At 60.8% G+C, this 14,039-nt stretch carries 12 protein-coding genes; 7 read left to right on the top strand and 5 right to left on the bottom strand.

What is annotated here, in order from left to right:
• Position 1: 1 nt before the first annotated feature.
• From CVS29_RS00475 to CVS29_RS00465, 3 genes are all read right to left on the bottom strand, one after another.
• Positions 2-274, bottom strand: a complete 273-nt coding sequence (locus CVS29_RS00475) for a hypothetical protein (protein WP_110104383.1) — start codon at positions 272-274, stop codon at positions 2-4.
• 177 nt (positions 275-451) lie between these two features.
• Positions 452-1,207, bottom strand: coding sequence for an ABC transporter permease (locus CVS29_RS00470; protein ID WP_170120853.1), 756 nt, complete (start codon positions 1,205-1,207; stop codon positions 452-454).
• Positions 1,204-2,037 carry an ABC transporter ATP-binding protein gene (locus tag CVS29_RS00465; RefSeq protein WP_245931987.1) on the bottom strand — a complete coding sequence of 278 codons (834 nt, stop codon included), beginning with the start codon at positions 2,035-2,037 and terminating at the stop codon, positions 1,204-1,206. Before CVS29_RS00465 ends, CVS29_RS00470 begins: the two co-directional genes overlap by 4 nt.
• A 209-nt stretch (positions 2,038-2,246) precedes the next feature.
• On the opposite strand from CVS29_RS00465, the gene CVS29_RS00460 reads away from it, so the two are divergent.
• The gene (locus tag CVS29_RS00460; protein WP_110104381.1) at positions 2,247-4,040 is read left to right on the top strand and encodes a proline--tRNA ligase; all 1,794 of its coding nucleotides are present in this window, start codon (positions 2,247-2,249) and stop codon (positions 4,038-4,040) included.
• Between the two features lie 173 nt (positions 4,041-4,213).
• Positions 4,214-5,014 carry a sulfite exporter TauE/SafE family protein gene (locus CVS29_RS00455; RefSeq protein ID WP_110104380.1) on the top strand — a complete coding sequence of 267 codons (801 nt, stop codon included), beginning with the start codon at positions 4,214-4,216 and terminating at the stop codon, positions 5,012-5,014.
• 14 nt (positions 5,015-5,028) lie between these two features.
• On the opposite strand, the gene CVS29_RS00450 is transcribed toward CVS29_RS00455, so the two are convergent.
• Together CVS29_RS00450 and CVS29_RS00445 are read right to left on the bottom strand one after the other, a co-directional pair.
• Entirely contained in the window at positions 5,029-6,015 is a 987-nt protein-coding gene (locus CVS29_RS00450) for an aminoglycoside phosphotransferase family protein (RefSeq protein ID WP_110104379.1), read from the bottom strand.
• A 289-nt stretch (positions 6,016-6,304) separates the two neighbouring features.
• Entirely contained in the window at positions 6,305-8,053 is a 1,749-nt protein-coding gene (locus tag CVS29_RS00445; protein WP_110104378.1) for a DUF4439 domain-containing protein, read from the bottom strand.
• Between the two features lie 170 nt (positions 8,054-8,223).
• Here CVS29_RS00445 and CVS29_RS00440 point away from each other — a divergent pair, with 170 nt between their 5' ends.
• The 5 genes from CVS29_RS00440 (at position 8,224) to rbfA (ending at position 13,900) form a co-directional block, all read left to right on the top strand.
• Positions 8,224-8,853 (top strand): ribosome maturation factor RimP, encoded by a 630-nt coding sequence (locus CVS29_RS00440; protein WP_245931986.1) that lies wholly within the window; start codon positions 8,224-8,226, stop codon positions 8,851-8,853.
• Between the two features lie 2 nt (positions 8,854-8,855).
• Positions 8,856-9,827 (top strand): transcription termination factor NusA, encoded by a 972-nt coding sequence (gene nusA, locus CVS29_RS00435; RefSeq protein ID WP_110104376.1) that lies wholly within the window; start codon positions 8,856-8,858, stop codon positions 9,825-9,827.
• 139 nt (positions 9,828-9,966) lie between these two features.
• Positions 9,967-10,233 (top strand): YlxR family protein, encoded by a 267-nt coding sequence (locus CVS29_RS18755; protein ID WP_281268033.1) that lies wholly within the window; start codon positions 9,967-9,969, stop codon positions 10,231-10,233.
• A gap of 191 nt (positions 10,234-10,424) precedes the next feature.
• Positions 10,425-13,361: a translation initiation factor IF-2 gene (infB, locus tag CVS29_RS00425; RefSeq protein WP_110104374.1), complete on the top strand. Its 2,937-nt coding sequence runs from the start codon at positions 10,425-10,427 to the stop codon at positions 13,359-13,361.
• A 104-nt stretch (positions 13,362-13,465) separates the two neighbouring features.
• Complete coding sequence (rbfA, locus tag CVS29_RS00420) at positions 13,466-13,900, top strand: 30S ribosome-binding factor RbfA (protein ID WP_110104373.1); 435 nt, start codon at positions 13,466-13,468, stop codon at positions 13,898-13,900.
• Positions 13,901-14,039: the final 139 nt, after the last annotated feature.

The raw sequence follows: 14,039 nt of genomic DNA, 5'->3' as shown, positions 1-14,039 counted from the left end.
ATCAGGCGCTGGCGGATTCCTGCTCAGCGGCTTGAGCCTGGAGAAGCCGGGCAGTGTCGGCCAACAGGGCGGCGGTTTGGCTGATGACGGGAGCGTAGGAGGAGGTCCAGGCGTGCTTGAAAACAAACGCGTCTGGACCTTCCCATCGAAGATTTCCCAGGATGCGCTGGCTCAGTTCAGATTTGGTGTGCAGCAAAATACTCTGAGCCTGTTCCAGTTCCCGGGCAAAGTTACGCAGCTCCTCTGGGTTGGCGCCCTGCAAGCCATTGCTCATTGACTCTCCTGCGTGTGCCGAGTCCGAGGACCGGTTCGGGATGTGGCCTGTATGCCGTCTCTGGGTCTCGAGGGTTCGCCGAGTTGGCCGCTGAGTTATTCCCCGAGGTTTACTGAACTTCAACCCTAGGGCCAAGGTCACCGTCAAGCGATGGGCAGAGGTACCCATGACCAAGGGTTAGGCGGTGCGGCGGCGCAACGTCAGCGACGCCAAGAGCAACCCTGCCAGCACAAATGCAGCAACTACTACCAAATCCCAGACCAGCTGTGATGTGGGGCTGCTGCTCTGTGCCACCTGCTGCAATCCGTCAACTGCGTAACTCAGCGGCAGCACATTGGAAATCACTTCCAGGACGCTATTCATTTGATCTCGGGCAACGAACAAGCCACACAAGAGAATCTGGGGGATCACCACCACGGGCATGAATTGGACGGCTTGAAACTCGGTGTGGGCAAACGCCGAACACAGCAAGCCCAGCGCAACACCGAGAACAGCGGTGAGTACCGAAATCAGCACCACCCAGCCGGCATTTCCTGCAATCGCCATACCAAAGACCCAGTATGCGGTACCGGTGGCCACCAATGCCTGGGCTGCGGCCATGATGGAAAATGCCAGAGCGTAGCCGAAGAGCAGGTCAGCCTTGTGAAGGGGAGTGCTCAGTAACCGTTCCAAGGTGCCAGAGGTACGTTCACGCAGCATGGTGATAGAAGTGAGGAGAAACATCACCACGAACGGGAAAATGCCCAGCATCATGAGCCCCACACGGTCAAAAGTTCGTGGCATTCCTGGCGCCAGGGTCTCATTTTGATACAGCCAATACACCAGCGCCAGCAACACGGCCGGCACCACCAGAATTAAGGCAATGCTGCGCGGATCGGAGCGTAGTTGCAGCAGCACCCGGGTGCAGGTGGACCACAACATGGATGGATTCATCGGGCATCCTCTCCCTCGGCAGCGCTAGCAACCTCGGCTGTCTCGGTAGGAGTGCCCTGGATCAGCCGCAGGAACGCCAGCTCAAGATCGTCCGTTTCACCGCGTTGGCGCAGCTGATCCGGGGTCAACTGGGCCAGCAGTAGGCCCTCACGCAGTAGCAGCAGTGTCTGGCAGTGGCTGGCTTCCTCCATGACGTGGCTGGAGATTAACAACGTGGTGCCTTCCTCTGCCATGGCCGCAAATTGTGCCCACAAATCTGCCCGCAGAACCGGGTCCAAACCCACCGTGGGCTCATCCAGAACCAACAGAGCAGGCTTACCCACCAGTGCGCAGGCAAGGGAAACCCGGCTGAATTCTCCGCCAGATAAATTCCGGGCCTTGCGGTTGGCAAGCACGGAAAGCCCCACGGAGGCCAGCACCGCCTTCGCATCCTGCCGGCTGCTGCCATGGACAGACCCAAAATAGTTCACGTTTTCCAACACGCTCAGATCCCGGTAGACGCTGGCCGCTTGGGTGACATAGCCGACGTCGTGCCTGTTCTGGGGATCTCCTGCAGGCCGGCCCAACACGGTGAGCGTGCCAGCCGTGATCTTCTGGACCCCCACCAGGGCCCGCATGAACGTGGTCTTGCCGCTGCCGGAAGGGCCCAATAGCCCGGTGATCCTGCCCTGCGGGATATTGCAGGAAATATTCGCCAACACGGCAACCCCTCGGCGGCACACCCGCAAGCCCTCCACACTGACACTAATAGGGCCGTGGGTGCCGGATGGATCGGCCGGAACCGGGGCAAACGGTGGCTCCGGGGCTGGCATCTGCGCTCGGTGGGACATGGTTGCTCCTGGCTTGGCGCGTCGAGTGCGTGTGAGTTCAAACTAGACCCGCAGGGTGGGCGTGTCCAGCTTTGCCGCGGACTCCTGGAAAGCTGCGTGCACCTCCTGGCCCGGCCGTTGTGCGAGAGCCTGTGTGGAACCGGTAGATTAGTATCTGTCCGTCCAGCTCAAGGCCGGCGCCCACCCACTTCAAGAAATGGAAAACTCGCGTGGCACTTCGCCTTTCCACACTCTTTCTCCGCACCCTGCGTGAAGATCCCGTCGATGCCGAAGTGGACAGCCACAAGCTGCTGCTGCGTGCCGGTTACATTCGCCGCGCGGCCCCTGGTATCTACACCTGGCTTCCTTTGGGACTGCGCGTACTGCGCAAGGTTGAAGCCATTGTGCGTGAAGAGATGGACGCGATCGGCGCCCAGGAAGTCCACTTCCCGGCGCTGCTGCCCAAGGAACCCTTCGAGCAGACAAACCGCTGGCTCGAATACGGTGACGGCATTTTCCGCCTCCAGGACCGCAAGGGCGCCGATTACCTCCTGGCCCCCACCCACGAGGAAATGTTCACACTCCTTGTCAAGGACCTGTACTCCTCGTACAAGGACCTGCCGCTGAGCCTGTACCAGATCCAGAACAAGTACCGCGATGAGGCACGTCCCCGCGCAGGCCTGCTCCGTGGACGCGAGTTCATCATGAAGGATTCCTACTCCTTTGACATTGACGACGCCGGACTCGACGCCAGCTACATGGCTCACCGCGGCGCCTACTTGCGGATCTTTGAACGCCTCGGATTGGAGATCATTCCCGTCGCCGCAACAGCCGGGGCCATGGGCGGCTCCCGGAGCGAAGAGTTCCTGCACCCCATGGCCATTGGCGAGGACACTTTTGTGCGCTCGGCCGGGGGATACGCCGCCAACGTTGAAGCGGTCACCACCGTTGTGCCAGCAGCCATTGACTTCAGCAATGCCCCGGCCGCCGTGGTCCGCGACACTCCCAACTCAAGCACGATCGCAACCCTGGTGGCAGCAGCCAATGAGCTCGCACCCCGGGCCGAGGGGCAGTGGAGCGCCGCTGACACCCTCAAGAACGTGGTCCTGGCCATCGATCTGCCCACGGGCGAACGCCAGATTGTGGTTGTGGCCCTGCCCGGAGACCGCGACGTTGATCTCAAGCGCATCGAAGCCAACATTGCCGAACACCTAGAAATTGGTGGCGAAGTAGGCGTTGAGGCTGCCGGTGAAGCAGATTTGAAGAAGCACGCGTTGCTGGTCAAGGGCTACATTGGTCCAGGCCTGAGCCTTGACGGCGCTGTTCTCGGCGCCGAATCAGCCAGCAAGATCCTTTACCTGGTTGATCCGCGCGTTGTCTCCGGCACCAGCTGGATCACGGGAGCCAACGAGGACGGCAAACACGTCTTCAATCTGGTGGCAGGGCGCGACTTCAGCTGGGACGGCACCATCGAGGCCGCCCAGGTCCGCGAAGGCGATCCCGCCCCGGACGGTTCCGGCCCGCTGGAAACGGCCCGCGGCATCGAGATGGGCCACATCTTTGCCCTCGGCACCAAGTACGCGCAAGCACTCGGACTGAAGGTCCTGGACAAGAACGGCAAGCTCTCCGTGGTGACCATGGGTTCCTACGGCATCGGTGTCACCCGCGCCGTCGCCGCCCTGGCGGAGTCAAACCATGACGACAAGGGCCTGACCTGGCCCGCGAATGTGGCACCCGCAGACGTCCATGTGGTTGCCGTTGGCCGCGGCGAGGAAATCTTCGAGACAGCTGCACAGCTCACCGCCGATCTGGAAGCCAAAGGACTCGAGGTCATTTACGATGACCGTCCCAAGGTTTCCCCCGGCGTGAAGTTCGGAGACGCTGAACTCATAGGCGTCCCCACCATCTTGGCTGTTGGCCGCGGGCTCGTGGACGGCGTGGTGGAGATCAAGAACCGCGCCACCGGTGTTGCTGAAAACATCGCTGTAGCCGACGCGGTCCAGTACATCCTCGACCAGCGCTAGACTCCAAGCCCGGTACACACCTCCGCCAGCAGCCCCTCGCGGGCAGTAAGATTTCCGCTCCGTGGCCCCACCTCGTTCCTCGGCGTAGGGCCACGCGCGGAAATCCATCCCCGCTCCGTGGCTGCTGGCTCCCGTGTGGGCCGGGTTTTTTGGCAACATAAGCAAGGAAAACCATGGTTTCCGGTTTTGAAAATATTACGCTGGCCACGATCCTTTTGGTCATCGTGGCCGGCTTCGCTGCTGGCTGGATCGATGCCGTGGTGGGTGGCGGTGGGCTGATCCAGCTCCCGGTCATGCTGATGATCCCCGGAATCACGCCGATCCAGGCCCTGGCCACGAACAAGATGGGCTCCATCTTTGGCACGGCCACGAGTTCCGTGACGTACTATAAACGTGTTAAACCAGATCTGCGCACGGCACTGCCCATGGCAGGGGTGGCTTTAGTGGGAAGCGTTGGTGGTGCGGTGCTGGCCGCCAGCCTGCCGGGTTCAGTCTTTAAACCCATTATTGTTCTGGCCCTGGTGGCGGTCTTGTTGTTCACAGTGTTCAAACCCACCATGGGAGAGCTGACGGAACTTCGGCATTCCGGGCGCAAACACTACGTTATTGCGTGTTGCATTGGTGGGCTAATTGGTTTTTATGACGGCCTGATCGGGCCTGGAACCGGCTCATTCCTGGTCATCGCCATGGTGGGATTGATGGGCTACGCCTTCCTTGAAGCCAGCGCCAAGGCCAAAATTGTGAACCTTGCAACCAACGCCGGGGCCCTCATGTTCTTCCTCCCGCATGGCTCCTTGCTGTGGGGAGTAGGCCTGATTTTGGGTATGGCCAACATGGCTGGAGGCTACTTGGGTGCCCGCACCGCGGTGAAACAAGGCAGCACCTTTATCCGCGTGGTGTTCCTGGCAGTTGTCACGGTGCTCATCATCAAACTCGGCTACGACGTGTTGAACGAGAATTTCCTCAACCGCTAGTGCAGCTCCGCGGGCTAGTGCAGCTCCGTGAGCTCGTGCGCGGCTGGCAGGCCTTGCAAGGTTTTTCCTGCCATGGTGCTGGACACCCAAAGTGAGCGCTGAGCATCACCGCTGTGACCGGCCTTTTCCAGATAGCTCAGCGCATTTTCCACCTCACGGACAACACTCCAACCAGCCACTAAGTCTTCATCCAGACCGGCAGCTTGCGCCAGATCACGGGCGCGGCGGCGGAGCCCGGCTTCGGCGTTCCGAACGGGCAAATCCTGCAGCCGGTTCCACAGGCACGGCGCCACGGAAAACTCGCCATCACCGACCTGGATCTGCGGGTCAATCGCCGAATAGTGCCCGCTTCCGGGTTTGGCCAGGATGTTCAAATAATGCAGGTCGGTGTGAATCAGCACGTCATTGCTGCTTCGGCGGGAAACTGCTCCCCGTGTTTGGCAGACTTCCAAGGCTGCCTCAAGCAACCAGCGCGGAAAAGGTTCGGAGAGCATGCTCCAACGCTCGGGGAGTTCATCACAGTACCGCTCTGCTGTGGCGGCAAGCTGGGGGAGCAGGTGCCACTCTGGCCGCGCATCGGGACGAAGGGATAGTTTCTTGACGAGCTCTCCCCACACGGCAATCGCTTCATCCAAGGGCAGTTTAAGCAGCGGTCGGCTCTGATCAAGACGCTCAATCAACAGCGCCCCAATATCGCTGTCACTGGCCCACAGGGCTGCTGCTCCCTTGCCGCCCCACAAGGAAAGAGCGAGGGGTTCCAAGAAGGCTTCCTCATAGGGGAAGGCGACTTTCAGCGCGGCCGGGGTGCCGTCTGTGGTGCGGACCGGCACCACCACTGCCGTGTGGCCATACCAGGGAAGTCCGCCATCAGGCAGATCAACTAGTAGCTGCCACTGTTCCAGGGCCAGATTCAGGAAACCCGGCAGGTGCCCCAGCCAGGCCCTGCCTTCAGGCGTCTGGCGGTGCCTGCGCAGCAGGGGCTCGGGGATCTCTAGCTTCATGCTCACGGTCAAGAGCCTATCGGCTGGCACATGGGTGGGAACACCGTCGTCGTACTTTTAGTGCGGGGGGCACCTTTCACAGCAGGGCCGAGCCGATGTGGGCAGGGTGGGGCACAGCAGAGGAGGACAGGGCAGGGCGCTGTAGAACGGGGCGTTGAGTCAGAGTACGAGTCCGCTGGCACCGAGCCGGGTGCCGATCGCGAAGGAGAGGATATCCTCGCGAAGGGGTTCCCCTGCCGTACCTGCCCTGACCCGCCCTACCTGCTCTACCCCGCCGTACCCGCCCTGCCTAGGGGGCGGTTGCGGCGCTCTCAATACCCGGCAAGGCATTCAATGTGCCACCCCAAGATATCTGGGCTTCGGTGGAGTCGAGCAGCCACAGCACCGAAAGCTCTCTGAGGTTGCTGCCCTTGGGAGGCTGCTGGGTTGCATCGGGTGATCCGGCCGCTCCGGGTGAGGCTGTTGCGTAGTCGGGGTTTGCTGCGCTGAACGCCGACAAATCCGCATAGAGAGCACTGAGCTCTGCCTCCAGAGTGCTGAGGGCCGGTTTGGGCATCGAGGTAAAGCTGGCATTCAGGGCGTAACCGGCCACGGGGGCTGCCGGTGGTAGGCAGCGCAGGCGCAGTTCCTCATTGAGGACGTTGAGCTTTTGTTGGTGCCGGTCCAACAGGGCTGTGGATTTGCTAAATTGCGGTTCGGCGAATCGGGTGGAGGCAACCTGGTAAGCGTAGATCGCCTTCTGCTCGCCCAAGGCGGCGGCACTCAACGCTGCATCGATGGTGGCGCCGGGGCGCGGTTCAAGGATGGTGGCGCACTGGGGCCCGGACGGAACGGGGAAATCAACCTTGGCCGGTAGCAAACCCGACGCCGGCATGGTGGCCGCCGTCGCAGAGCCCAGTTCACGAGCCTGCAGGAGCTGACCGGTACCTACTGAAGCAAACACACGGCCCATGGATCCTTCTGCAGTCAGAGCGCTAGCGAGCAAAGATTCCGCGTTGGCCGTGAGCTCCTCACGCAACTGCGTAACTGTTGGCAGAGAAGCAGCCGTGGGTGTTGGGGTAGCGGTCTCAGTGGGCAGTCCGTCACTCAAGGCGGCAGCCTGAATGCCCAGCTGTTGTGCCGTATTTGAGAGGATTGTGCGCAATTGAGGGGTGCTAGTCACCTCAACCAATCCGAGCGCGCCGATCTGCAAGGTGGTGGTTGTTTCCCATGCAGCCTGACGCTGTTCCTGAGTGTGCGAGTACTCATCTGCACCAACGTCCGGCCCGGAAAGAACCGTCCCGAGGCTCACCACAAGGGCCGAAATAACTATCAGGAAGCATAGTCCACGCACCAACGCGACGAAACGGTTCCGCTTTGGGCGGGGCTTTGACTTGTGTGTGCTGGCATTCCCGCCACGCTCCGCTGGATTATGGGGCCCGGCGGTGCCATTCGTAGCTGTTGCGCCGGTTGCAGCCGGTTCAGTGCCCGAGACTTCATCCGTGGATACGGCGGGTGAAGCCGAGGAGGCGCCATTTTCCGCTTGCTGCTCAGCAAGCCGGCGTTCACGCCGCGACAACATCGGAGAAGTCTGGGCTACCTCAAGCGGTGCCTCCACAAGGGCCGCCACATCGGCCCCTTCAGCCCCGGCGGTGTCCGCAACGGATTCAGACAGCTCGGTGGATTCTGCATCCTCAACACCGCGGGCTTTGGCTTCCTCAGACTCCTCAGCTTCCGTCTCAGAGGTGGCTACTTCCAGCTCAGGATCGGCTACATCCGGGGTATCCGCTTCGGCGGCCAGGGGGCCCTCGCAGGAGGTGGAAGGCGCAACCGCAGATGCCTCGAGATCGGCGGTGGTACCAGCTTCCGCGGACGGCGGAACTATCATGCCATTTGCATCAATGACCAGAATCGCGGGAGCAGCTGAAGTCTTCGCAACAGGGGAGCCGGCAGCAGCCGTGGCACGCCGGGGAGCCTTGCGTACGGGACTTATGACGGCGGGGGTCTTAGCATCGGGGTCAGATGCGTTCGGCTCAGCTGAAGGATTGGGGTTGGTCACAACCGTTGATCATCTCATGACTGGCCTGTAGAGTGCACACTTTTGCAGGTAGGAGCGGCCCAACGCTGCCACAATGCGTTCATACTCACACCTCCACTGTTCAGCGGCAGCGGTGGAAACTCGGTAGTCTATATACCTACAACATCATCAATAGGGAGGCGTGCGTTTTTATGACCAAGCCAGATAGGCCAAAAATGGCCGCACGCTCAGGGAACTCGCTCTTAGCCACTGATCCAGTAGCTGAAGCGCAAAGGCTCCACACGTTTCTTACCCCTACGGTGACCGCTGCTGGACTTTTCCTAGAAGAAGTCAAGGTGCACTTTGCTGGCACCCACCGCACCGTTTCGGTAATTGTTGATTTGCCCGAAGACGAAAGTGGCGGTGTGGGCCTGGACGCCATCTCCGCGGTATCACGGATGCTCTCCGAAGCAATGGACACAGACCCCAATGACGACGGTAAGCCGTTCGATCTGGAAATTTCCTCCCCTGGAGCCACCCGGCCATTGACCGAGCCCCGACACTGGCGCCGTGCCTTGGGCCGCATGGTCAAGGTCAACGCCTCCGACCGGGAGAACTTCATGGGTAGGGTTCTGGATGTGGATGAGGAAGGTGTGCTCTTCAAGCCCGAACTTCCGGTGAAAAAGGGTATGAAACCCAAACAGGGCGAGCCGGAAAAGCTGTTGTTTTCCGTTATTCGCCGTGGTGTTGTGGAACTAGAATTTGCTCGCCTGGATGAGGCTGAGCTGGACTTGGAATTTGAACCGACCGGCGGCAACGCTGTCGATGGAGAGGGAAGCTGACTATGGACATAGATATGAGTGCGCTGCGGGAACTGGAGCGCCAAAGGGAAATTCCCCTGGATCTACTGATCCCCACCATTGAACAGGCGCTCTTGATGGCCTACCACAAGTCACCGGGCTGCCACGAGATGGCCCGCGCCGAGATTGACCGCAAGAGCGGGCATGTCACCATTTGGGCTGCAGAGCTCGACGACGATGGTGCGGCTGTTGGTGAATTCGAAGATACCCCCAAGGGCTTTGGCCGTATCGCTGCCAGCACCGCACGCCAGGTCATTCTGCAGCGCTTGCGCGATGCAGAAGATGACAACGTTGTGGGTGAATACCGTGGCAAGGAGGGTGAGCTTGTTGCCGGCCAGATCCAGCAGGGTAACAACCCCAACATGATCCAGATCGATCTGGGTGCTGTTGAAGGTGTGCTTCCTCCGAACGAGCAGGTTCCCGGCGAAGACTACCGCCACGGAAACCGCATCCGCACCTTCGTCGTTGAGGTGCACCGCGGAACCAAGGGTCCGGCCATCACCTTGTCCCGTTCACACCCGGGCCTGGTGCGCAAGCTCTTCGAAATGGAAGTTCCTGAGATTGCCGACGGCACGGTAGAAATCGTCGCCTTGGCCCGTGAAGCTGGCCACCGCACCAAGATTGCCGTGCAGGCCAACAAGGCTGGCGTCAACGCCAAGGGTTCGTGCATTGGTGAAATGGGTTCGCGCGTGCGTGCAGTCATGACCGAGCTCCACGACGAAAAGATCGACATTGTTGATTTCAACGAGGATCCGGCCACTTTCATCGCCAATTCGCTCTCCCCTTCGAAGGTGATTTCTGTCACGATCGTTGATGAGGCTGCGCGCTCCGCGCGGGTTGTTGTCCCTGATTATCAGCTGTCTTTGGCTATTGGTAAGGAAGGGCAGAACGCGCGCCTTGCTGCCAAGCTGACCGGATGGCGCATTGACATTGTCTCTGATGCCGCAGCGGTTTAGGTAAGCAGTCACGCTGCGCGGTAGAATATCTAGAGCCGGGCCTGATTTGGCCCTGGTACTCAAAGAGCATGAAGGCACAGCAGAATTGGTTAAGAAAGCAGTAGCAGCGCAAAGCGAGGCAACTGAGGCCAAGAATGCTGTGCGGACGTGTATTGGGTGCCGGGGAACGTCAGACCGGATCCAGCTGGTGCGTTTGGTCAGATCTACCAGTGCTTCTGGTGAAACGGAAGCGTTGGTTGATGTTGCACGTCGCATGCCGGGGCGGGGAGCATGGCTGCACCCCAACCCTGACTGTTGGAAACTAGCGATCAAACGCCGCGCCGTTGGCAGGGCCCTTCCGGGGGTTACAAAACTGTCCGACGTCGAAGTGTTCGCACAAAAGAATTTGCCACTTTCGGCAGAGTAAGTACATACGAACCAATTGTCCCTTTTGTGAAAGCGGGTCAGAAAACCGATGGAAACCCGATGAGTACCCAGCGATGAGTGCCCAAAAATGAGCAATTTCATATGCTCTCACGCCGCCCGTTCCGACATGGAACGGCGCAGTAAGAATTAAGCGGTTCGTACCTGTCCGGTGCGGGCCGAGACAGGAGAAATGTGGCCAAGGCCCGCGTACACGAGCTTGCAAAAGAGCTCGGCATCACCTCGAAAGAAGCAGTAAGTAAGCTTCAGGAAATGGGCGAATTTGTTCGCTCAGCTTCCTCCACCATTGAGGCCCCCGTCGTGAGGAAACTTCGCGACGCATTCCCGTCTGCAGCCAAGCCTGCCGACGCTGCGCCCGCTGCAGCAGCCCCTGCTGGCGTTGCGCCCGCAGCTGCCAAGGAAGCAGTAGCACCGAAGGCAGCCGCTGCGGCTCCCTCGGCTGCGCCCGCTGTTCCTGGCCCGAAGGCTGTTCCGGGTCCCAAGGCGGCTCCGGGTCCCAAGCCCGGCGCCAAGGAAACCGCTCCGGCTGCGCCTGCTGAAGCAGCTCCGGCCGCTCCCGCTGCATCCGCCCCGGCTCCTGCTGCCCCCGCAGCTCCGGCTGCCCCTGCGGCGCCGGCCGCCAAGGCAGCAACCCCGGGAGCCCCGCGCCCCGGCAACAACCCGTTTGCCACCTCCCAGGGCATGCCCCGCTCCGGTGCACGCAACGAACGCCCGGATAACCGTGGTGGCGATAGCCGCGCACCCCGCCCCGCTGGTTCGGGTGCACCGCGCCCTGCTGGTGCGGGTGCTTCCCGTCCCGGCAACAACCCGTTCGCACCCTCACAGGGCATGCCCCGTCCGGGTGCACCCCGCAGCGCCGAAGCTGGTGCCGCAGGTCCCCGCCCAGGTGGGCCCCGTCCGCCGGCTGGCGCACCCCGTCCGGGCGCTCCGCGTCCGGCAGGTGCTCCGGGCGCCGGTGGTCCCCGTCCGGGCGCTCCGCGTCCGGGTGGTCCCCGTCCCACACCTGGCATGATGCCTAACCGCACCGAGCGCCCTGCTGCGCCCGGCCGCGGCAACGACCGTCCCGGTGCTCCGGGACGTGGCCGTCCAGGTGCTCCCGGCGCAACGCCGGGTGCAGCTCCGGGCGGAGCTCCCGCCGGTGGTGGCTTTGGTAAGGGCGGTCGCGGTCGCGGCGGCACCCAGGGCGCCTTCGGTAAGGGCGGCGCAGGCCGTGGCAAGCAGCGCAAGTCCAAGCGTGCCAAGCGCCAAGAGCTGGAGCAGATGAGCGCTCCTTCACTCGGCGGCGTCAGCGTACCCCGCGGTAATGGGGAAACAGTGGTGCGTTTGCGCCGCGGTTCCTCCATCACCGACTTCGCTGACAAGATTGAGGCCAACCCGGCCGCACTTGTAACGGTTCTGTTCCACCTTGGTGAAATGGCTACCGCTACGCAGTCACTGGATGAAGACACCTTCGCACTGTTGGGTACCGAGCTGGGCTACAAGGTTCAGGTTGTGTCCCCCGAGGATGAAGAGCGCGAACTGCTGAGCAGCTTCGACATTGACTTCGAAGCTGAGCTTGAAGCTGAAGGCGACGACGATCTCGAGGTTCGTCCTCCCGTTGTCACCGTCATGGGTCACGTTGATCACGGTAAGACCCGTCTGCTGGATGCCATTCGCAAATCTGACGTTGTTGCCGACGAGCACGGTGGCATCACCCAGCACATCGGTGCTTACCAGGTTGTCCACGAGCACGAAGGTAATGAACGCAAGATCACCTTCATTGACACCCCCGGACATGAGGCGTTCACCGCCATGCGTGCCCGTGGTGCCAAGGTCACTGACATCGCCATCTTGGTGGTTGCAGCTGACGACGGCGTCATGCCTCAGACAATTGAAGCGCTCAACCACGCACAGGCCGCTAACGTGCCGATCGTGGTAGCCGTGAACAAGATCGACAAGGACTCAGCCAACCCGGAGAAGATCCGTGGCCAGCTGACCGAGTACGGCCTGGTTCCGGAAGAATACGGTGGCGACACCATGTTCGTTGATGTCTCAGCACGCAACGGGATCAACATTGACGAGCTTCTTGAAGCCGTCCTGTTGACCGCAGATGCTGCCCTGGACATGCGCGCCAACCCGAACAAGGATGCCCGAGGCATCGCCATCGAAGCGAACCTGGACAAGGGCCGCGGTTCCGTGGCTACTGTCCTGGTCCAGTCCGGTACCTTGCACGTCGGTGACATCATTGTTGCCGGCACCGCACACGGCCGTGTTCGTGCCATGTTTGACGAGAATGGCGATACCATCTCCGAGGCCGGCCCGTCGCGTCCGGTTCAGGTACTGGGTCTGTCCAACGTTCCCCGCGCCGGCGATACCTTCTTCGTGACAGGGGACGAGCGTACGGCCCGTCAGATCGCTGAAAAGCGTGAAGCAGCAGACCGTAACGCGGCACTGGCCAAGCGCCGCAAGCGCGTCAGCCTGGAAGACTTCGATCAGGCCGTTGCTGATGGCAAGGTTGCCAACCTTAACCTCATCCTCAAGGGTGACGTTTCCGGTGCTGTTGAAGCACTGGAAGATTCGTTGCTCAAGATCGATGTCGGTGACAGCGTTGCGCTGCGCGTCATCCACCGCGGTGTGGGTGCCATTACGCAAAATGACGTCAACCTGGCAACAGTGGATAACGCGATCATCATCGGCTTCAACGTCAAGCCGGCAGAGCGTGTTGCCGAACTGGCTGACCGTGAAGGCGTGGACATGCGCTTCTACTCGGTCATCTATGGCGCCATCGATGACATTGAGCTCGCTCTCAAGGGCATGCTCAAGCCCGAGTACGAGGAAGTTGAACTGGGTACCGCGGAAATCCGTGAAGTATTCCGCTCCTCCAAGCACGGAAACATCGCAGGCTCGATCGTACGCAGCGGCATCATCCGCCGTAACACGAAGGCACGCGTACTCCGTGACGGCAAGATCATTGGTGATAACCTCACCGTTGACTCGCTCAAGCGCTTCAAGGATGACGCAACCGAAGTCCGTACCGACTTCGAGTGTGGTATTGGTTTGGGATCGTTCAACGATCTGCAGGCCGAGGACATCATCCAGACGTTCGAAATGCGCGAGAAGCCCCGCGTATAACGTTGCATAACCGGCTGGGCGTCCCTGAGGGCGCCCAGCCGGTTTTGTATTCCCTACGATGGTCAGTGACCGTCGACAGTTTTTCCATCATGAAGGAGAGCATCATGGCTGATTCAGCCCGCGCGTCCAAGCTGGCGCAGCGTATCAAGGTTGTGGTGGCCGAGGGCCTTCGCTCCAAGGTCAAGGATCCGCGCGTCGAGGGCATCACTGTCACCGATGCACGCGTCACCAACGACCTGCAGCACGCAACCATTTACTACACGGTTTTTGGTGACGAGACTGCCAGTTCCGAGGCCAAAATTGGTTTGGAGCGTGCCAAGGGCGTGCTGCGTGCCGAAGTTGGTAAGAACATCACGGTGCGCCTGACACCCACCCTCGAATTCATTGCCGATAAGATCCCGGAGAACGCCTCCAACTTGGAAGCCCTTCTTCGGGTAGCCAAAGAGCGTGATGCTGCGTTGGCGCAAATCTCCGCTAATGCGCAGTTCGCTGGTGAAGCGGATCCGTACAAGAAGCCTGAGGAAGACGAAGACGCCTAGTCCCGTTCTCCTTAGTTGGATCCTTTGATTCAAGCACGACGGCGGCCGGTCACCTTTTGAGGGGACCGGCCGCCGTCGTACTGCGTTAAGTGGCGGACGTGAGGAATTTGTGTAGAAGAAATTAGCGCAGGCCATCATG

The sequence above is a fragment of the Arthrobacter psychrochitiniphilus genome (assembly GCF_003185915.1).
Lineage (GTDB): Bacteria > Actinomycetota > Actinomycetes > Actinomycetales > Micrococcaceae > Specibacter > Specibacter psychrochitiniphilus.
The sequence above is the reverse complement of the archived record's forward strand: the minus strand, read 5'-3'. Positions and strand labels throughout refer to the sequence as shown.